Origin of the sequence: Neisseria sp. HMSC075C10 (genome assembly GCF_001815615.1) — a bacterium.
In the GTDB taxonomy this organism is placed as follows: Bacteria; Pseudomonadota; Gammaproteobacteria; order Burkholderiales; family Neisseriaceae; genus Neisseria; species Neisseria subflava_A.
Genome location: NZ_KV821251.1, coordinates 1 through 20,641 on the forward strand (window position 1 = coordinate 1; position 20,641 = coordinate 20,641).

Annotated in this window: 19 protein-coding genes and 2 pseudogenes; 14 read left to right on the forward strand and 7 right to left on the reverse strand. The window is 50.4% G+C overall.

Annotated features, from left to right (window positions below; genetic code table 11):
• The 4 genes and pseudogenes from HMPREF3047_RS03240 to HMPREF3047_RS03255 all read right to left on the reverse strand — a co-directional run.
• Positions 1-202: pseudogene (locus tag HMPREF3047_RS03240) on the reverse strand (IS5/IS1182 family transposase); the annotation flags it as partial.
• Between the two features lie 167 nt (positions 203-369).
• The gene (locus HMPREF3047_RS03245) at positions 370-897 is read right to left on the reverse strand and encodes a single-stranded DNA-binding protein (protein ID WP_049332709.1); all 528 of its coding nucleotides are present in this window, start codon (positions 895-897) and stop codon (positions 370-372) included.
• 1 nt (position 898) lies between these two features.
• On the reverse strand, positions 899-2,281 hold the full coding sequence (locus HMPREF3047_RS03250; protein ID WP_070712177.1) for an MFS transporter: 1,383 nt from the start codon (positions 2,279-2,281) through the stop codon (positions 899-901).
• Positions 2,282-2,482: 201 nt separating this feature from the next.
• The gene (locus tag HMPREF3047_RS03255; RefSeq protein WP_070712178.1) at positions 2,483-3,106 is read right to left on the reverse strand and encodes a lytic transglycosylase domain-containing protein; all 624 of its coding nucleotides are present in this window, start codon (positions 3,104-3,106) and stop codon (positions 2,483-2,485) included.
• Positions 3,107-3,279: 173 nt separating this feature from the next.
• On the opposite strand from HMPREF3047_RS03255, the gene ppx reads away from it, so the two are divergent.
• From ppx to HMPREF3047_RS03280, 5 genes are all read left to right on the forward strand, one after another.
• Positions 3,280-4,788 (forward strand): exopolyphosphatase, encoded by a 1,509-nt coding sequence (gene ppx, locus HMPREF3047_RS03260; protein ID WP_070712179.1) that lies wholly within the window; start codon positions 3,280-3,282, stop codon positions 4,786-4,788.
• Between the two features lie 87 nt (positions 4,789-4,875).
• Positions 4,876-5,247 carry a 30S ribosome-binding factor RbfA gene (gene rbfA, locus HMPREF3047_RS03265; RefSeq protein WP_003685554.1) on the forward strand — a complete coding sequence of 124 codons (372 nt, stop codon included), beginning with the start codon at positions 4,876-4,878 and terminating at the stop codon, positions 5,245-5,247.
• Between the two features lie 67 nt (positions 5,248-5,314).
• Positions 5,315-6,229, forward strand: coding sequence for a tRNA pseudouridine(55) synthase TruB (gene truB / locus HMPREF3047_RS03270; RefSeq protein ID WP_070712180.1), 915 nt, complete (start codon positions 5,315-5,317; stop codon positions 6,227-6,229).
• Positions 6,230-6,251: 22 nt separating this feature from the next.
• A complete protein-coding gene (locus HMPREF3047_RS03275; RefSeq protein ID WP_070712181.1) occupies positions 6,252-6,878 on the forward strand; it encodes an NAD(P)H-hydrate epimerase in 627 nt (208 codons plus the stop codon).
• 113 nt (positions 6,879-6,991) lie between these two features.
• A complete protein-coding gene (locus tag HMPREF3047_RS03280) occupies positions 6,992-7,681 on the forward strand; it encodes a suppressor of fused domain protein (RefSeq protein ID WP_070712182.1) in 690 nt (229 codons plus the stop codon).
• 76 nt (positions 7,682-7,757) lie between these two features.
• Here the strand turns inward: HMPREF3047_RS03280 and HMPREF3047_RS03285 are convergent, their stop codons facing one another.
• Complete coding sequence (locus HMPREF3047_RS03285; RefSeq protein ID WP_070712183.1) at positions 7,758-8,117, reverse strand: CrcB family protein; 360 nt, start codon at positions 8,115-8,117, stop codon at positions 7,758-7,760.
• Positions 8,118-8,195: 78 nt separating this feature from the next.
• A complete protein-coding gene (locus tag HMPREF3047_RS03290) occupies positions 8,196-8,873 on the reverse strand; it encodes an energy-coupling factor ABC transporter permease (protein ID WP_070712184.1) in 678 nt (225 codons plus the stop codon).
• Positions 8,874-9,037: 164 nt separating this feature from the next.
• Between HMPREF3047_RS03290 and HMPREF3047_RS03295 the strand changes: the two genes are divergently transcribed.
• The 4 genes and pseudogenes from HMPREF3047_RS03295 to HMPREF3047_RS03310 all read left to right on the forward strand — a co-directional run bounded on the left by HMPREF3047_RS03295 (position 9,038) and on the right by HMPREF3047_RS03310 (position 13,871).
• A complete protein-coding gene (locus HMPREF3047_RS03295) occupies positions 9,038-12,091 on the forward strand; it encodes a DNA translocase FtsK (protein ID WP_070712185.1) in 3,054 nt (1,017 codons plus the stop codon).
• Between the two features lie 345 nt (positions 12,092-12,436).
• Positions 12,437-13,132 (forward strand): aquaporin Z, encoded by a 696-nt coding sequence (aqpZ, locus tag HMPREF3047_RS03300; protein WP_063067881.1) that lies wholly within the window; start codon positions 12,437-12,439, stop codon positions 13,130-13,132.
• 147 nt (positions 13,133-13,279) lie between these two features.
• On the forward strand, positions 13,280-13,612 hold the full coding sequence (locus HMPREF3047_RS03305; RefSeq protein WP_070712188.1) for a general secretion pathway protein GspG: 333 nt from the start codon (positions 13,280-13,282) through the stop codon (positions 13,610-13,612).
• A pseudogene (locus HMPREF3047_RS03310) lies at positions 13,600-13,871 on the forward strand (NF038104 family lipoprotein). The gene HMPREF3047_RS03305 and the pseudogene HMPREF3047_RS03310 overlap by 13 nt, the downstream one beginning before the upstream one ends.
• Before the next feature lie 59 nt (positions 13,872-13,930).
• On the opposite strand, the gene radC reads toward HMPREF3047_RS03310, so the two are convergent.
• Positions 13,931-14,605, reverse strand: coding sequence for a RadC family protein (gene radC, locus HMPREF3047_RS03315; RefSeq protein ID WP_070583317.1), 675 nt, complete (start codon positions 14,603-14,605; stop codon positions 13,931-13,933).
• A gap of 476 nt (positions 14,606-15,081) precedes the next feature.
• Between radC and potA the strand changes: the two genes are divergently transcribed.
• From potA to trxB, 5 genes are all read left to right on the forward strand, one after another.
• Positions 15,082-16,206: an ABC transporter ATP-binding protein gene (gene potA, locus HMPREF3047_RS03320; RefSeq protein WP_004520791.1), complete on the forward strand. Its 1,125-nt coding sequence runs from the start codon at positions 15,082-15,084 to the stop codon at positions 16,204-16,206.
• A gap of 15 nt (positions 16,207-16,221) precedes the next feature.
• Positions 16,222-17,187 carry an ABC transporter permease subunit gene (locus HMPREF3047_RS03325; protein WP_070583319.1) on the forward strand — a complete coding sequence of 322 codons (966 nt, stop codon included), beginning with the start codon at positions 16,222-16,224 and terminating at the stop codon, positions 17,185-17,187.
• The gene (locus HMPREF3047_RS03330; protein WP_003679574.1) at positions 17,187-18,074 is read left to right on the forward strand and encodes an ABC transporter permease subunit; all 888 of its coding nucleotides are present in this window, start codon (positions 17,187-17,189) and stop codon (positions 18,072-18,074) included. The genes HMPREF3047_RS03325 and HMPREF3047_RS03330 overlap by 1 nt, the downstream gene beginning before the upstream one ends.
• 148 nt (positions 18,075-18,222) lie before the next feature.
• Positions 18,223-19,518, forward strand: a complete 1,296-nt coding sequence (locus tag HMPREF3047_RS03335) for an NAD(P)/FAD-dependent oxidoreductase (protein WP_070712186.1) — start codon at positions 18,223-18,225, stop codon at positions 19,516-19,518.
• Between the two features lie 108 nt (positions 19,519-19,626).
• Positions 19,627-20,577, forward strand: a complete 951-nt coding sequence (trxB, locus tag HMPREF3047_RS03340) for a thioredoxin-disulfide reductase (protein WP_070712187.1) — start codon at positions 19,627-19,629, stop codon at positions 20,575-20,577.
• Positions 20,578-20,641 lie beyond the last annotated feature (64 nt).

Genomic DNA, 20,641 nt, shown 5'->3' on the forward strand with positions numbered 1-20,641 from the left:
GTCCGAGCAGGACGGCTTTGAACATGGACAGCAGTGGATAGGCGGGACGGCCGAGGTGGTCTCAAAGGTAACGGTTTTTTTGACGATTCAGGTATTGTTCGATCGGCTGCCAATCAATCACCTGATCCAACTTCAATAGTGGAAAACGGTCGATGTGTTTGGCAATCATGGCTTGGGCAGTTTGCTGAAAGAAGGTGCTCATGGAAAATCCCCTAAATGTCTTGGTGGGAATTTAGGGGATTTTTGGGGGGATTTTGCAAAGGTCTCTGACCGTCAGCGGCTCGGTGCAAATGTAGGATTTTCTTTTGAATCATTTGAAAGGCCGTCTGAAAGTATATTTTTCAGACGGCCTTTTGTATTGCTCAATGATTAGAATGGAATATCGTCGTCGATATCATCAACCGGAGCGGTCGGTTGTGCCGGGGCAGGACGACGGGCTGGGGCGGCCGGGGGTTCTTGCGCTGGGGCAGATTGGTATTGCTGTTGTGGCGCTTGTTGGTAACTGCTTTGGCTCGAATGACCGCCTTGGTTGTAGCCGTCATCGTATGGTGCGCCGCCGCTGTTGTCGTTGCGGCCGCCAAGCATTTTCATTTCGTTGGCGATGATGTCGTAAGCAGTGCGCTCAATGCCGTCTTTGCCTTGGTATTTACGGCTTTGGATACGGCCTTCCAGGTACACTTGGCTGCCTTTACGCAAGTATTGACCGGCGATTTCGGCGAGTTTGCGGTACATGGTGATGTTGTGCCATTCGGTACGTTCTACGCGTTGGCCGTTGCGGTCGTTCCAAGTTTCGCTGGTGGCAACGCTGAAATTACAGACGGCCTCGCCGTTGGGCATATAGCGGACTTCCGGGTCGCGGCCGAGGCGGCCGATGAGGATAACTTTATTCAATGACATTTTACACTCCTGTGATAATTTTTTCGGCGGCCTCTTGGTCGAATCCTTTTTGCAAGGCCTTGATATAAATGGTTTGTTTGTCTGCACTAAAGCTGATGCTTTCAACGCCTTCAATTTCGGTCAATTTTTCGTAGAGCAAATCCGGATTTTGTTGCCATTCGGCGTTAAGCGGATAGCTGAGGTTTTTGACAGGTTTTGGTGCCGGCGAAATGACTGCCAATACCAACCACAGCAACATCAATACGCTACAAAAGGCAAATACGCCTGCAAAACCGTATTTTTGGAACAATAAACCACCGGTTGCGCCGCCGACAAACAAACCGACCGACTGCATGGTGTTATACACGCCCATCGCGGTGCCTTTCAAATCTGACGGAGCGATTTTCGACACCATAGACGGAAGGCTGGCTTCCAATACATTGAAACCAATAAAATAAACAATCAGATAAGCGGTAATCAACCATACCGAGTGCATTCCGAACAGCAAACCGATTTGCGCCGCGGCAATGCAGACGATACCAAGGATAAACACTTGTTTGAGTTTGTTGCGCGTTTCGCCAACGATAATCAGCGGCACCATAATAATCAGACCGGTAATGGTTGAAGGTAGATAGACTTGCCAATGATGGATTTTTTCCAAACCCAGCTGTGTCATGGCAAACGGCAATGCGGTAAATAATGCCATTTGCGCCGCATGCAAGGCAAAAATACCGAAGTCGAGATTGAGCAGTTGGCGGTTTTTCAATACCTCGCCCATACGCGAAGGCTGAGCCTGCGTGTCTTCGTGCATTTTTGACACTTCCGGATCAGGTGTCATCCAGGCAACCACGCCGATACTGATTACCGTCAGAATACCGGTCAGCGCAAACAGGCCGGATACGCCGATAAAGCTGGCAATCATCGGCGCCAGCACTAGGCTGACGGAAAAGGTCAAGCCGATACTCAGGCCGATCATCGCCATCGCACGCGTCCGCACTTCGTTACGGGTCAAATCCGCCAGCAAAGCCGTTACCGCCGCACTGACTGCGCCCGCGCCCTGAATGGCACGCGCGGCAACCAACATCTGCAGGCTGTCGGCAACTGCAGCCAAAAAACTACCTGCCGCAAATACAATCAAGCCGGCATAAATTACTTTTTTACGGCCGAACTTGTCGGAAGCCATGCCTAAAGGCAACTGCAGCAAAGCCTGTGTCAGCCCATAAATACCCATCGCCATACCGACCAGCGCTTTATTGTTTTCTGCGCCGGGCAACGAAGCGGCATACATCGCCAAAACAGGCAACACCAAAAACATCCCCAACATACGCAGTGCGTAAACGCCGGAAAGTGTGGTACTGGCACGCCACTCGTGCGGAAACATTTGAATTCGGTTATCTCTTGCCATAAATAATGTTTCAGACGGCCTTAAGTTTGCGAAAGGCCGTCTGAAAGTGTGAATTAACAGATTTTCTGATTATACAGGATTCAAAGGAATTGCATGGGGTCAAATCGCAAGCCGTTTATCGCAAACCTGCTTCATCGGTATAAAACGGTTTTAACAAAAAACAACGTCACGCAAGATCTGCCCTATCCCATTTATCCCGAATCAACCCCACTGCCATCTATTTCGCCACGCGCCTAACACGGCGTTTGGATATTTGTTACTGCCCAAGCTGCCATTAAACCTTGCTAAAGCGCGGACAATATTGCCTTTTTCGATATTGTTGTAATGGCGCAGAATGGTGCAGCCATAGCGTAGATTGGTTCGTATATCGAAAAGATTGTGCGACGGATTACCGATATAGTTTTTCCAAAACGGCATTACCTGCATCAAACCGCGCGCGCCCACGCCGCTGATGGCATATTGGCGAAACGCGCTTTCCACTTCAATCAAGCCCAGAATCACTTGAGTGTTGAGTCCGGCACGACTGCTTTCATATTGAATATTAATCAACAGGCGACGGCGCTCGCCCTCATCGGGAATGAAACGTGCCAATCGGGAAGACATCGCCGCCAACCAACGCTCCCCTTCCCTCAAATCGGCAAACACCAGCCGCGCAGGGCTGGCGCTATTAATCGAACTGCGCATCACGGAAGCCACATCATCCGCCAGCGTTTCTTCACGTTGCGCCCCCGCCCATGCGGTCGCAGGCGTCAAAAGCATGGCTCCGCCGACTTGCAACAGACGGCGGCGCGATAAAAATAAGGAATCTTGGTTTTCCGATTTCATGTGTTTTCTCTTTTTAGGCCGTCTGAAAAGTTCAGACGGCCTTTAATATATTGGCTTAAAATCAGCATTATAAAATACATCTATGAGCAGAATCAAAGAGCTGTATACCTTTTATTGTCAAGTGATACCGCCTCAAGTAACATTTAGGTTTTTCTAATCAACCGGTATTTTTTATGACCACCACTCCCGCCAACGTTTTAGCCTCCGTCGACTTGGGTTCCAACAGTTTCCGCCTGCAAATTTGTGAAAACAACAACGGCCAGCTGAAAGTCATCGACTCGTTCAAACAAATGGTTCGCTTTGCCGCCGGCTTGGACGAACAAAAAAACCTAAGCGAAGCCTCTCAAGAACAAGCCTTGGAATGTTTGGCAAAATTTGGCGAACGCCTGCGCGGATTCCAACCTGAAAACGTGCGCGTGGTGGCCACCAACACTTTCCGCGTCGCTAAAAACATCGCCCAATTCCTGCCCCGTGCCGAAGCGGCACTGGGTTTTCCTATCGAAGTCATCGCCGGCCGTGAAGAAGCGCGTCTGATTTACACCGGCGTAGTGCATACCCTGCCGCCCAAAGGCGACAAAATGCTGGTTATCGACATTGGCGGCGGTTCGACCGAATTTGTCATCGGCTCGGATTTGCAACCGCTGACCACAGAAAGCCTGCCTTTAGGCTGCGTAACGTACAGCATGCGCTTCTTCCAAAACAAAGTGACCGCCAAAGATTTCCAAGCCGCCGTTTCCGCCGCGCGTATCGAAATCCAACGCATCAGCAAACTGATGAAGCGCACCGGTTGGGATTTCGCCATCGGCACGTCCGGTTCGGCAAAATCCATACGCGACGTTTTGGCAGCCGAATTGCCGCAAGAAGCCGATATTACCGCCCAAGGCATGCGTTATCTTGCCGATAGGATTATCGAAGCCGGTTCAGTTAAAAAAGCCAAATTTGAAAACCTCAAACCCGAACGCGTCGAAGTTTTTGCAGGTGGATTGGCCGTGATGATGGCCGCTTTTGAAGAACTCTCGCTGACCAAAATGACCGTTACCGAAGCCGCCCTCCGCGACGGCGTGTTCTACGACTTAATCGGCCGCAGCCTCAATGTTGATATGCGCGAACAGACAACGGCAGAGTTCCAAAAACGCTACCACGTCAGCCTCAACCAAGCCAAACGCGTTGCCGATACCGCGCAAGCCTTCATGAACAGCCTGTGCCACGCCAAAAACGTAACCGTTCAAGAGCTTGCCCTGTGGAACCAATACCTCAGCCGTGCAGGCCGTCTGCATGAAATCGGCTTGGATATTGCCCATACCGGCTATCACAAACACTCCGCCTACATTCTCGAAAACGCCGATATGCCGGGCTTCTCACGCAAAGAGCAAACCATTTTGGCGCAACTGGTTATCGGCCATCGCGGCGACCTTAAGAAAATGGCGGACATTATCGGCAACAACGAAATCATGTGGTGTGCCGTGTTGTCCCTGCGCCTGGCCGCCCTCTTCTGCCGTTCGCGCCTGCCGCTTGATTTGCCACCGCAAACCCAGCTTCGCGTCGACGAAAACAACCACAGCTTCATCTTGCGCATCAACGCCCAATGGCTGGAGCAACACCCCCTCATTGCCGATGCGCTGGACTACGAAAGCGCGCAATGGCAAAAAATCGATATGCCTTTCTCGGTTCAAGCACAATAAACCGCGCTCCGTTATAATAGGCAGCTTTTCAAAATCCAAACCGCAGGCCGTCTGAAAACGACAGCCTGCCATACATCAAGGAAAACCATGAGAAAACCCCAACGCGGCTACGCCCGCCAAGACCGTGTCAAAGAACAAATCATGCGCGAGCTTGCCGAACTCGTCCGTACCGGCCTGAAAGACCCGCGCGCAGGCTTCATCACCATCAACGAAGTCGAAGTCACCCGCGATTACAGCCACGCAACCGTGTTCTACACCGTCCTCGACGACAGCACACGCGACATTACCGAAGAAGCTTTGGAACACGCCAAAGGCCATTTGCGCAGCGAATTGGCCAAACGCATCAAACTCTTCAAAACGCCCGAGCTGCACTTCAAATACGACGAATCACTCGAACGCGGCATGAGCATTTCCAGCCTGATCGACCAAGTAGCGGCGGAAAAACCGGTTGAAGACTGATTGATTAAAACACGCAGGCCGTCTGAACCCTTTCAGACGGCCTGAACATTAATATTTCCTAATTAATATGACCAATAAACCCACCAAACGCCCGGTCAACGGCGTTCTTCTCCTCGACAAACCTGAAGGCCTTTCCAGCAACACCGCCCTGCAAAAAGCGCGGCGCTTGTTCCATGCCGAAAAAGCCGGACATACCGGCGTACTCGATCCTTTGGCCACAGGGCTTTTGCCTGTTTGCTTCGGTGAAGCGACCAAGTTCGCCCAATACCTGATTGATGCCGACAAAGCCTATACGGCCACGCTGAAACTGGGCGAAGCCAGCAGCACAGGCGATGCCGAAGGCGAAATCGTTGCCACCGCACGCGCCGATATTTCATTGTCCGAATTTCAGACGGCCTGCCAAGCCTTAACGGGCGATATCCGCCAAGTGCCGCCGATGTTTTCCGCCCTCAAGCACGAAGGCAAACCGCTATACGAATACGCACGCAAAGGCATCGTTATCGAACGCAAAGCGCGCGACATTACCATTTACTCCATTGATATTACTGAGTTTAATGCACCCAAAGCCGTGATAGACGTACGTTGCAGCAAGGGTACTTACATCCGCACCCTCAGCGAAGATATCGCCAAACACATCGGCACATTCGCCCACCTGACCGCCCTGCGCCGTACCGAAACTGCAGGCTTTTCCATTGCCCAAAGCCACACGCTCGAAGCCTTGGCAGAATTGGACGAAGCCGAACGCGATGCCTTGTTGCTGCCTTGCGATGTCTTGGTGCAACATTTCCCCAGACTTGAGTTGAACGACTACGCCGTTACCATGCTTAAACACGGCCAGCGCCCCCAGTTTACCGAAGACATTTCCGCCGAACAGCCCATCCGCGTATACAGCCGAGACGGCACATTTATCGGACTGGTGGAATATCAAAAAGAAATAGGCCGTCTGAAAGCCTTGCGCCTGATGAATACCGCTGACAAATAATTTCCTGCAAAGAGAGCCAATCATGAAAGTCTATACCGCCGCCCAAATGCGCGAACGCGAACAAGCAGCCGTCGATAAAGGCACAAGCTTCGACCAACTGATGGAAAACGCCGGCAGCTCTGCCGCCCAAGACCTTATGCAGCGTCATCCTCAAGCCGGACGCGCACTGATCGTTTGTGGCAAAGGCAACAACGGCGGCGACGGCTTAGTCATGGCAAGATATATGCAGGCGCAAGGTTGGCATATCGATATTCTGTTTTCACTCGGAGAAAACCTCTCCCCTTTGGCTCAAACCAATCGCGAACGACTCAACGGTTTGCCCCATATTGAATTGATATCCGTCCAAGAACTGGAAGGCCGTCTGAAAAACGGTTACGACATCATTATCGAAGGCATATTCGGCACAGGCTTCAGCGGCGCACTTCCAACCGAAATCGCCGCCCTCTGCCGCCAACTCAATCATTCAGACGGCCTGAAAGTCGCCCTTGATATTCCCACCGGCCTCAACTGCGACACCGCCGAAGCCGATCCCGATACATTCCGCGCAGACCTGACCTACACCTTTGCTGCCTACAAACCGGCACACTTAAGCGAGTCCGGCAAAACCTATTGTCAAGAAACCGTCTGTTTGCCTATTGGTATTGATTAAAAAAGCAAATAAGATATCATATTTAAATCGCTTTATTTTTAGAAACAACACATTCTAAAAAAAAACACGCGAATTAATTTACAACCAAATTATCAACGACACGGAAACAGACAATGAACGAACAAGAATACCGCCAAACTTTTAAAGAAGATCAGGCTGTCGGCTGGGAAGCCATCGATACTGCGCTTAAAGCACTTTATGGTGATGTCAAACCACGCTCCTATGGCCCTATAATCAAATATTGGTTGGGAGGCACCGATCCACTGGACAATAGCGACATTTTTGATTGCGAAGAGCAAACCTTCCATCGCCACATTGTTTCCTACGGCATGAGCGAACTTTACTTTAAGCCAGAACTTGCCGGTGCAGATTACAGTAAATGGGGATTTGAATTTACCTTCCGTACTCCCCCTTACGATCAGGATCCGGATTCTGACTACAACACCAAACACGAGCCTTATTGGGCAGTCAACATGATGAATAACCTTGGCCGTTACGTTTTTGAAAGTGGCAACTGGTTTGAAGCCTACCACTTTACTTCGACTAACGGCCCTATCCGAATGGATACAGAAACCGCCATCGTCGGCGTAGCCTTCGCACCAGACCCTAAGCTGCCCGCTATCAAAACGCCAAACGGTGAAGTTCAATTTCTTCAGATAGTCGGCCTTACCCAGCCTGAGCTTGACTGGCTCTGGCAAGATCCAACAACCAAACGTTGCCAAGAGCTGATCGATATGATGCGCAAAGACAATCCGCTGTTAATTACCGATTTAGCGCGTACAAAAAGCTATGTACACCCCTAATTGATAAAGCCAAAGGCCGTCTGAAAACAGGTTTTCAGACGGCCTTTGGTTTATATTTCAAATAAAAAATAGTAACTTACTTCCAAATCTGCGCCAATTTAATCCCCAGCGCCGTCAAACCAAACGAACCGAAAACATGTAGACAGGTTGCCATCAAAGCCATGCCCCAACGTTGCGCCTGCATCAAACCCACCATCTCCACTGAAAAACCTGAAAATGTGGTCAAGCTACCGAGAAATCCGGTAACCCAAAGCAAACGCCATTGCGGATCGGTTAAGAGTTCTGCCAATACGCCGATCAGCAGCGCGCCCAGCCAGTTTGCCGCCAATGTACCGATAGAAAAAGGCGCAGAAGACACCAGCACCAAGCCAAACAACCAACGCAATACAGCCCCGACGGCAGCGCCGCAAACAATGGGAAAAATATAAGCAAACATAACACGTTAAAAATTTAATTGAAAACAGGCCATCCGGTCATGAGGCCGTCTGAAACCAAACAAGGATGCCTTCATATCTTATTGCCAAATCTTAGGCGCGGATTTCAAATACCTGCCGTCATCGAAAGTACAAATCCATTGTGGCTTGAGCGCGATAAAAATGGCTGTTGAAATACCGCTCAAAAATGCCTCTGCCCAAGCGATTAAGAAGAAAACAGGAAAAGCGGTTTTCCATAATACCGTCGTATCAAATACATCCGCCCAGTCCAACAAACCGATCAAAACCACGCCGGTAAACACCATGCCGACCGCCGCAGCCCAAAAACCATTCAGAAAAATAAAGATAAAGATATTGGCAGGCAAACGCGACACCCAATGGCGGAAACCCAAGTTCACCAACAAAGGCGGAAGCAATACGGACAAGGCATTGATGGGGAACATATGCCAATCGCCCCAAAGCCACAAATATGGAAAAAACAGCAAAACGCCGATGCAGAACGCAGCAGAGGTGCCCAGCATTAAAGCCGTCAGGTTCAAGGCGAGCAAATGATAGCTCATGCCGGCCAGTTGTCCGCTTTCCGGAGAGGCATTCAAACTCCAAGCCAGCGGCAACATCACGGCAGCCAACAAAAATGCGGAACGATGCTGCGATACCGACACCCATGCCTGCTTTGCGCATAAAGCAAAAATCACCAGCAACACAGGCCATGCCGCCATCACGACACCAACGGGAAACCATCCGTTTTGAAAAATCATCTTCTCATCCGCAAAATGTTCAGACGGCCTATTATACGCGCCTCAAGCCACAGCTTTGACAATCCTGTCTGCCTTTGCCGTTAAAGCTTGTTTCGGCTGGTTTTGTTTACCCGAAAAAAGCGTTAGAATAACGGACTTTGCCGTTTAATTAAGGGGATGGACGCATGCTTTGGACAATATTGGCTTTAATTCTGCTGGCCGCCATAGCCGGCTTGTTCTGGTGGCGCCAGAAACAAGAGCAAAAGTGGCGCCATGAATTGGCCCGACTCAGTGGCGACGAACAAGAAATAAACGAAGAAGACAGCCCGGTCGGTTTTTCCGACCAACTGGACAGCCTGAAACGTTTGTTCAGCATGAACAAGCGCACTGCCGACAACCATAAAATCGCCCGCATCCGCCTGCTTTCCGCACTCGAACACAATAAAATGCAACGCGCCGAAACAAACGAAGAGCACGCAGCAGAGCCAGTTGCCGAAGAGCCGGAACACATCGCAGCTACCGAAGAAGAAATCAAAATTGCGCCTAAAACCCGCAAATCTGCCAAACCGGAACGTATTCCTAAAATCACGCCGTTTGCACAAATGGAAACGCCCGAATACAGCCCGTCTTTGGTGCAAAACAGCAATTTTGAAGAAATCACATTAGAAGAAGCCACCCGTTCCCTACACGAAGCAGCGGTTGAAGAATGGAACGAGCATTTGGCCGAAAAAAATGCGCCGATTTACAAAGACGAAATCGAAACCCCATTGTTGCGTGCTTCATCCCTGCCGATGACCGGCATGGAAATCATCGACTATAACGACCCTATCTTGCGCCGCACACGCGAACGTGCCTTGGCGCGCGCCAATAATGTCCGCGTGGCAGAAGCCCATGCGCCGCATATCGAAACCGTTCAGACGGCCTTAAGAACTGCCGAAAAAGAAGCCATCCTCCCCTATACTTCCATGCAGGCATTCCCTTCTGAAATCCAAGCGGAAGATATTCACAACAACCTTGCCCGCCGTACCGCCGCCCGCCACAAACTGGCCGAGGCCGTCGCCCCATTGCGCGACTACTCTCCGCGCACCATCGAAAATGACGAAATTCTGGCCAACTTGGGACAAATCAGCCGTCCTGCCAGCTTGCGCCGTCAAGTTCGCTATACCGAAGCGGCCGCCGAAAGATGGGCGCGTAAACAAGCTGCCACGGAAGCTGTTGCACCACGACCTGCCGCACCGGCAACGCCGTCCCGTCCGAAACCGGCTGTGCCTGTTAAAAAATCCCCTTATATCCCCCGACCTGCCGCGCCAAACGCAACCGTAGTCGAGCCTCCTGCCGTACCAGTTGTCCCTATGGCTAAAACCGATATCCCCGAACCGCCTGTTTTCCAAACCTCGATTGCGCCGATTGATATCCCCGAACTGCCTGCTTTTGAACATAAAATCCAAGTGCCGATTTTTGATGCACAAGTCAATGCGCATGTCAGCAATCAGCCTGAACGCAGTATCCGCGATTATTTAATCAGCGAATCTGCCGTCGAAGAAACAGAATTCGATGGTGAGCCGGAAGCGCCTGTACAAGCGGAAGCAGAAGCTATTCAAGCGGTTGAAACCATTGAACCCGTTGAATCTGTTGAAACAATCGCAAGGCCGTCTGAATATACACAGACAGTCGTTGAAACACCTGTTCAAAGCGTAGAACCAAGCGTTCAAGAAGATACACCAAGCATAGCTATTCCAACTTCGGCAACACTGACCGATGCGCTTCTACCGACCACTGCCCTGCTCCTGCCGCCGCAGTTTGACCCGAGCGCCTCGCAAACTGAAGAACAGTTGTTGGAAAACAGCATTACCATCGAAGAAAAACTGGCCGAGTTCAAAGTTAAAGTCAAAGTGATGGACTCCTATTCCGGCCCGGTCATTACGCGCTACGAGATTGAGCCTGATGTCGGCGTGCGCGGCAGTGCCGTTTTGAATCTTGAAAAAGACTTGGCGCGCTCGCTTGGCGTGGCTTCCATCCGCGTGGTGGAAACCATCCCCGGCAAAACCTGCATGGGCTTGGAATTGCCTAATCCGAAACGCCAAATGATCCGCCTGAGCGAAATCTTTAATTCGCCTGCGTTTACCGAGTCCAAATCCAAACTGACCCTCGCGCTCGGCCAAGACATTACCGGCCAGCCTGTCGTCACTGACTTGGCCAAAGCGCCGCATCTGCTGGTTGCCGGTACGACCGGTTCGGGTAAATCCGTAGGCGTGAACGCCATGATTCTGTCCATGCTCTTCAAAGCAACGCCAGAAGACGTGCGCATGATTATGATTGACCCGAAAATGCTGGAACTGAGCATTTACGAAGGCATTCCGCACCTGCTCGCCCCTGTCGTAACCGATATGAAATTGGCTGCAAACGCACTGAACTGGTGCGTCAACGAAATGGAAAAACGCTACCGCCTGATGAGCTTTATGGGCGTGCGCAACCTTGCCGGTTTCAACCAAAAAATTGCCGAAGCCGCCGCGCGTGGTGAAAAAATCGGCAGCCCGTTCAGCCTCACGCCTGAAGATCCTGAGCCATTGGAAAAACTGCCGTTTATCGTGGTCGTCGTAGATGAATTTGCCGACCTGATGATGACCGCCGGTAAGAAAATTGAAGAACTGATCGCCCGTCTTGCCCAAAAAGCACGCGCAGCCGGTATCCATTTGATTCTTGCCACTCAACGCCCCAGCGTGGATGTCATCACCGGCCTGATTAAAGCCAATATTCCGACACGCATTGCCTTCCAAGTGTCCAGCAAAATCGACAGCCGCACGATTCTTGACCAAATGGGTGCGGAAAACCTGCTCGGCCAAGGCGATATGCTGTTCCTGCCACCCGGCACCGGCTATCCGCAACGTGTACACGGCGCGTTCGCTTCCGACAACGAAGTACACCGTGTAGTGGAATACCTGAAACAATTTGGCGCACCCGACTATATCGACGATATTTTGAGCAACGGTTCCACCGAAGACTTTACCGGCACCAGCCGCAGCAACGACAGCGACCTCGACCCCATGTATGACGAAGCCGTTTCCGTTGTCTTGAAATCGCGTAAAGCCAGCATTTCCAATATCCAACGACAACTGCGCATCGGCTACAACCGTGCCGCCCGCCTGATTGACCAAATGGAAGCCGACGGTATTGTTTCCCCTGCGGAAAACAACGGCAACCGCACCATCTTGGCGCAAAGTAGCGACCATCTGGATTAATTTATCCTTGCTTAAATCAAGGCCGTCTGAAACTTTCAGACGGCCTTTTTAAATCAGATAATGGGTTCAGAGATTCCAATCAAATAAACAAGCAAATAAGTAATCTATAAACAACATTTCTTACAAATCTAAATGCTTTTGCATTAACGGCATTTGCTTCACAAAAAACAAGGTTCAATCAACCAAACTCGACCTGCAAAATGCATATTTCTACCCGTTTGTCACCATTTTCAGACGGCCTTTTGTCAAGACCGGAAAAAACAGGTAAATCCGTTTTTCGATTAAAAGCAATATTATTATGATTCATGCCTTCGGCAACACCCCACCCTTTACGAGGAAAAACAAATGAAAAAATATTTTGCAGAATTTTTCGGCACTTTCTGGCTGGTATTCGGCGGCTGCGGCAGCGCAGTTTTGGCAGCAGCCTACCCTGAACTTGGCATTGGCTTTGCCGGTGTCGCTTTAGCATTCGGTTTGACCGTACTGACCATGGCTTACGCCGTTGGCCACATTTCCGGCGGCCACTTCAACCCTGCCGTTTCCGTCGGCCTTTTCATCGGCGGCCGTTTCAACGGTAAAGACCTGTTGCCTTACATCGTATCCCAAGTGATCGGTGCGATTGCCGCTGCGGGCGTTCTGTATCTGATTGCTTCCGGTAAAACCGGTTTTGATGCTGTTGCTTCCGGCTTTGCCAGCAACGGTTTCGGCGAGCACTCTCCTAACGGTTACGACATGATGGCTGCTTTGCTGATCGAATTCGTACTGACCGCATTCTTCCTGATCATCATCATGGGTTCTACCGACAAATTGGCTCCAGCCGGCTTTGCTCCTATCGCCATCGGCCTGGGACTGACCCTGATTCACTTGATCAGCATTCCTGTGACCAATACTTCCGTCAACCCTGCACGCTCTACCGGCGTTGCCTTGTTCCAAGGCGGCTGGGCTGTTGAACAACTGTGGTTGTTCTGGTTGGCCCCTATTGCCGGCGCAGCAGTGGGCGCGGCTATTTACCGCTTCGTTTTGGCTAACGACGACAAATAATCTGAACGGAATGATATTTCCGGTGCGGCCGATACCCTAAACCGTCCGCACCCAAGTTGCCGAGATACAAACGCACCGCCTGACTCAGACGGTGCGTTTGTTTTTACCATGTTACAATACTTCCTTTTCTCACATTCTCAAACCATCATGCAAACCTTACCTTTTCAAACCGATATCGCTGCCAGAATGCTGGTCAATACCGAAAACGAAACCATCCATCCCAATGCCGTATTCGTACAAACGCAAAACGGCTACTGGATTGCTTGGTACGACCAACAGGCCGCCCTGCTTGCACCCGACACACCGCCCGATATTCCCTGCTTTTGGGTAGAAGGCGCAGAAAGCCTGGAAGAGCTGGTAAGCATGGTAGAAAACGGCGAATTTGACGAAGTTGAAGAATTTGACGGCGACGATGATGCTTGGCAAGAAGCACTCGGATGCGACCATCATCACGAAGGACACTGCGGATGCAGCCATTGAGATGCACAAAACGCCTGCTTCCGGCACTTGCCCTTTGCCTGATGCTTAACGGCTGCGTTGTAGGCGCGGTGTCGATTTGGCAGCTACAACTGTCCTGACTGCCGGAAAATTGGTTGTCAAAGGAACGGGGGCAGTGATTGATGCCGCCATTCCTGACGGCAAAAAAGACAAGGACAAGGAAAAAGAAAAGAGCAAAGAAAAGCCAAAATCGGAAGAAATCGTCTATAAGAAAGAATCCTCTGACGAAGTAGCGCAATAATCCTTCAGACGGCCTCAGCAAGGTAATCAATCCTACTGAGGCCGTCTGAACATTCATCCTTACATATAGCCCTGTTCGCGCAAAGAGCAGGTTTCTTTTGCCGTCACGATAAAATGGTCCAACAGCGTAATATCGACCAAACTTAAAGCCTGTTTCAAACGCTCTGTAAACTGCACATCAGATTCAGACGGCCTTGCCGAACCGCCCGGATGATTGTGTGCCAAAATCAAACTGTCGGCGTATTCATCCAATGCCAATTTGACGATTTCACGGATATAAACTGTGTTTTCCGCCACCGTACCGCGCGACAATTCCCGTACCACAATCAATTGATTTTGACGGTTGAGCAGCAAAGCAACGCTGACCTCAATTTTTTCATGTCCAAGATGCAGGCGCAGATAATCCGCAACCGATTTCGGGTTTGACAAAACTATCTGCTCCTGCAAATCTTCACCCAAAATCCGCCGCCCGATTTCTTTGACCACTGCAAATTGAGTATAGCTCGCCAAGCCCATGCCCTTATAGGCAGCGAGTGTTTTGGCATCCGCACTCATCAGCTTCCCCAAGCTGCCAAACTCACTCAACAAATAACGCGCTAAATCAACCGCGCTCATACCGCGCGTTCCGACACGCAACAAAATCGCCAGCAACTCCGCATCACTCAACGCCGCCGCACCGTGCGCCAAGAGCTTCTCGCGCGGCCGCTCCCCTTCGGGCCATTCTTTGATACTCATGTTTTCCCTTTTATTTATATAGCGGATTTAGTTTTAATTCCGAGTAAAACCGCCTCGCCCGATATAAAACGTAATCCATTATGGTTTTAGTAAATAAATGTAATTTGCGTATTTTATTCTATTTTGAATAATTATTTAAGACATATAGATAATAATTACCCCCTTTTGTGCAGAAAAACAACGTTACCCATTTTTACTATCTTGTTTCCCTGCCTGCCTTTCCTTTCATATTTGTTTCAAATCAGCCGATACAAGCAATTTCATATTGCCCCTATGAGGCTTAGGCTAATATAATATTGAGTTTGCCGAGAGCAAAAGCTTAGGCTTAAACTGCTTTCTATCCACGCTGCCCGTGCGCTTTACAAGAGTTTCAGACGGCCTCCGTCCGACTCCCGCCAGCAATCAAACAGCTTTTTATCACCCATTCGAAAATCCGTTTTGCCGGTACTCGTCTTTCTTTTTGGAGTATTGCCATTATGACCGCAACCACTGCGTCTTCAGCCAAACCTTATTTGCAAATCCAAGGCTTGGTGAAAAAGTTTGGTGACAATTACGCTGTCGATAACATCGACTTGGACATCTATCAACACGAAATCTTCGCCCTTTTGGGCAGCTCAGGCAGTGGCAAATCTACGCTGCTGCGCATGTTGGCAGGCATGGAAAGCCCAAATCAGGGCAAAATCATTCTCGACGGCCAAGACATTACCAAACTTGCTCCGTACGAACGCCCAATCAACATGATGTTCCAAAGCTATGCCCTGTTCCCGCACATGAGCGTTGAGCAAAACATCGCTTTCGGTCTGAAACAAGACAAAATGCCTAAAGGCGAAATCGACGCCCGCGTCGAAGAAATGTTGCGCCTGGTGCAAATGACCAAATACGCCAAACGCAAGCCGCACCAACTTTCCGGCGGTCAACAACAACGTATCGCTTTGGCGCGCAGCCTGGCAAAACGTCCGAAAATCCTGCTGCTTGACGAACCTTTAGGCGCACTCGATAAAAAACTGCGCCAACAAACCCAACTGGAATTGGTCAACACGCTGGAACAAGTCGGCGTAACCTGCATCATGGTTACCCACGACCAAGAAGAAGCGATGACGATGGCTACCCGTATCGCCATTATGTCCGACGGCCAATTGCGCCAAGTCGGCACACCTAGCGACGTGTACGATTACCCTAACAGTCGCTTTACTGCTGAATTTATCGGCGAAACCAATATTTTTGACGGCGTCGTTGTTGACGACCGCGCCGATTTCTCTATCGTCAAATGTGACGGCTTGGAAAACCACGTCCGCATCGACCACGGCCTGGGCGTTCCGAACGAGCATGAAATCTGGATCAGCATCCGCCCTGAAGACATTGATTTGCATAAAGAAAAACCAGAACACTTGGGCGCGCACAACTGGGCCCAAGGCACGGTTAAAGAAATTGCCTATCTGGGCAGCTTCGCGATTTACCACATCAAACTTGCCAACGGCCGTGTCGTCAAAAGCCAAGTTCCCGCACCTTATTGGTATGTGCGCAACATTACACCGCCGACTTGGGACGAAACTGTCTATATCAGCTGGCCTGAAAACCAACCTACGCCTCTGTACAGTTAATTTGAGGGAAATGCAATGGACCTTAAAAAACTGAAAAAGAAACTGTTTCGCCGTCCTGGACAGCGTGCAGTGATTGCCGTGCCGTATATTTGGCTTTTGATTCTATTTCTGATTCCGTTCGCCATCGTATTGAAAATCAGCTTTGCCGAACAAGAAATCGCCATTCCGCCATTTACGCCTTTGACGACGATTGATGAAGACTTAGGCCGTCTGAACATTGCCATCAGCTATCAGAACTACGCTGACATCTTCCAAAACTTTTGGAATACGCTCAATCCGTTTGGCGACAGTGAAAACAGCAATATCTATCTGATGACCTACTGGTCTTCAATTAAGACTGCGCTGACAACGACCATCATCTGCCTGTTGATTGGTTATCCGACCGCTTATGCCATTTCACGCGCCAATCCGGCTACGCGCAACGGCCTGCTGTTGGCAATCATGCTGCCTTTCTGGACTTCTTTCCTGTTGCGTGTTTACGCATGGATGGGCTTATTGGGTCACAACGGCATCATCAATAATTTCTTAATCAAATATGGAATCATCAGCGAGCCTTTAGACCTGTTCTACAATGCTTTTTCGCTGAATTTGGTGATGGTTTACGCCTATTTGCCGTTTATGATTTTGCCGCTGTACACACAACTGGTAAAACTGGACAACCGTCTGCTCGAAGCCGCGTCCGACTTGGGCGCAGGTCCGATCAAATCGTTCTTTACCATTACCCTGCCTTTATCCAAAACAGGCATCATCGCAGGCTCTATGCTGGTCTTTGTTCCGGCCGTCGGTGAATTTGTGATTCCTGAATTGGTGGGCGGTTCTGAAAACCTGATGATCGGTAAAGTATTGTGGCAGGCATTCTTCGACCAAAACAACTGGCCGCTGGCTTCTGCCGTCGCCGTCGTTATGGTTGCCCTGCTGGTTGTACCGATTGCCCTGTTCCAGCACTATGAAAACCGCGAATTGGAAGAAGGAGGCAAATAATGCAGAAAACCAAATTATCCTGGTTCTTGAAACTGATGCTCCTGCTCTCGCTGGCATTCCTCTATATTCCGCTGGTGGTTTTGGTCATCTATTCTTTCAATGAATCCAAACTGGTTACCGTTTGGGGCGGTTTTTCAACCAAATGGTACGGCGCATTGATGGAAAACGACACCATCTTGGAAGCAGCCTGGCTGTCATTGCGTATCGCCATCGTTTCCTCGCTTGCCGCCGTGGCACTCGGCACATTGGCTGGTTACGCTATGGCGCGTATTAAACGCTTCCGCGGCAGCACCCTGTTTGCCGGTATGATTTCCGCGCCTATGGTGATGCCTGACGTGATTACCGGTTTATCCATGCTGCTGTTGATTATTCAGGTGCAAATGTTCCTGCAAGGCAGTGAATTGCTGCAATCGCTCTACTTCGATCGCGGCTTCTTCACCATCTTCCTCGGCCACACCACGCTTTGCATGGCATACATTACCGTCGTTATCCGCTCGCGCTTGGTGGAATTGGATCAATCCTTGGAAGAGGCTGCTATGGACTTGGGTGCCCGTCCACTGAAGATTTTCTTCGTGATTACCCTGCCGCTGATTGCCCCTGCGATCGCTTCCGGCTTCCTCTTGGGCATTACCCTGTCTTTGGACGACTTGGTGATTACCTCCTTCCTGTCAGGCCCGGGTTCATCGACATTGCCGCAAGTGATTTTCTCCAAAATCAAACTCGGCCTTGACCCTCAGATGAACGTTCTGGCAACCATCCTGATCGGTATCATCGGTACGCTGGTTATTGTCGTTAACTACTGGATGATGCGTCAGGCAACCAAACGGGAACGCGAGGCTGCCGAAGCCTACCGCCAAGAAAAATTGGCAGCCGAGAAAGCCGCCTAATATGCAGACAGGCTGTCCGATAAAGCATCGGAACAGCCTGTTTTATTAACTGCATCTTATCCTTTCAAACGGCCTGAATCTAAGCCCACATTTAAGGCCGTCTGAAAACCAATTTCAATGAAGTGAAAACCAACCTAAAGCTCAAATCATGATTAATCCCAGCTTCAAAGAATACCTTCCTTCCTACTATGTCAGCACTGCCAATCCCCATCCGTCTTATCCTACGCTTGAAGGCCGTCTGAAAACTGAAACCTGCGTTATCGGCGGCGGCCTGTCCGGCTTATGCACCGCCCTACCGCTTGCCGAAAACGGCCATGAAGTCATCGTACTTGAAGCCGCCCGTATCGGTTTCGGCGCATCAGGCCGCAGCGGCGGACAAGTCATCAGCGACTTTGCCTGCGGCATGGAAGAAATCGAAAAACAAGTCGGTTTGGAACAGGCACAATGGTTCTGGCAGCAATCTCTGCAAGCCGTTGAACTGGTTGACTCTCGCATTCAAAAACACAATATCCAATGCGATTGGCAACGTGGTTACGCTACCGTCGCCGTCCGTCCTCAGCATTGGGAAGAATTGCAACAATGGCACGAACACGCTCAAAAACATTATGGCGCAAGCCATTACCAGCTTTGGGATAAAGCCACGCTGAAGCAGCAACTTGCCAGCGATATGTATCAAGGCGCGCAATTTGATCCTTTATCCGGCCACTTACACCCACTCAATTACACCCTAGGCATTGCCAAAGCGGCAGCCGATGCAGAAGCACAACTTTTTGAGCAATCCCCGATGACGCGTATCGAGCCATGCGATAACGGCTGGCTGGTTCATACGCCCAATGGCAGTGTTGAGTGCAAAAACCTCGTTTATGCCGTCAATACTTATGCAGGCTTGCACCCAAAATTCAAAGTATTGGAACAAAAAGCCATTGCAGTCAGCACCTTTATCATCGCCACCGAGCCACTGGGCGAACGCGCCAAAGACCTGATCCGCAATAATATGGCCATCTGCGACAACCGCCACGTCCTCGACTACTACCGCCTCAGCGCCGACGGCCGCCTGCTCTTCGGCGGCAAAGACAACGAGTTTATCGACGATCCAGACCGCATGACCGAACTCGTCCGCCAAGATATGCTAAAAGTTTTCCCGCAACTTGCCGATGTCAGAATCGAGCATTCTTGGGGCGGCGAATGCGACATTACGCGCAACCTCGCCCCACATTTCGGCCGCCTCGCCCCTACCGTTTTCTACGCCCAAGGCTATTCCGGACACGGCATGGCGATTACCGGCATTGCCGGTTTGGCGATTGCCGAAGCCATCATGGGCGATGACGGCCGTCTGAAACCTTTTGAGCAACTGCGCCACCGCAACATCATTACCCAGCCTTTCCTGCGCAAACTCGGCTCTTTCCTCGGCTCAAAATACTATCAATGGAAAGACAGCCACTAAACCCAAGCAACAAACATATTTCAGACGGCGGCAGATTCAAGTAAAATTCAGGCCGTTTGAAAGCTTAGATACGACAAAATTCAATCATTCATCAGCAAGGAAACCATCATGAGCAACCATCATAAACTCATCATCCTCGGCTCCGGCCCTGCCGGCTATACTGCCGCCGTCTATGCCGCCCGTGCCAACCTAAACCCTGTAATCATTACCGGCGTTGAGCAAGGTGGACAACTGATGACCACCACCGAAGTGGACAACTGGCCTGCCGATGCAGAAGGCGTACAAGGTCCGGAACTAATGGCCCGTTTCCAAGCTCATGCCGAACGCTTCGGCACTGAAATGATTTTCGACCAAATCCACACCGTTGATTTGCAAAACCGTCCGTTTACCCTCAAAGGCGATATGGGCGAATACACCTGCGATGCGCTCATCGTTGCCACCGGCGCATCCGCCAAATATTTAGGTTTGCCAAGCGAAGAAACCTTTGCCGGCAAAGGCGTTTCCGCCTGTGCAACTTGCGATGGTTTCTTCTACAAAAAACAAGATGTTGCCGTAGTCGGCGGTGGCAATACCGCTGTGGGAGAAGCACTCTACCTTGCCAATATCGCCAACACCGTTACCCTGATTCACCGCCGCGACAGCTTCCGCGCTGAAAAAATCATGGTGGACAAGCTGATGCAACGCGTCGAAGAAGGCAAAATCATCCTCAAGCTCAACAGCTCGGTTGATGAAATCTTGGGTGACGAAAGCGGCGTTACCGGTGCACGCCTGAAACACAATGACGGCAGCACTGAAGAAATCGCTGTAAAAGGTGTTTTCATCGCCATCGGCCACAAACCCAACACCGACATCTTCAAAGGTCAACTCGATATGGATGAAACCGGCTATCTGAAAACCAAAGGCGGTACCGGTGACAATGTCGGCGCAACCAATATCGAAGGCATATGGGCGGCAGGCGACGTCAAAGACCATACCTACCGTCAAGCCATCACCAGTGCCGCTTCCGGCTGCCAAGCCGCGCTTGATGCCGAACGTTGGCTCGACCGCCACGGCGTATGAGCCTATAAGCTACGCCCTATTCTTTAAAACATAATAAAAGGCCGTCTGAAATTTCAGACGGCCT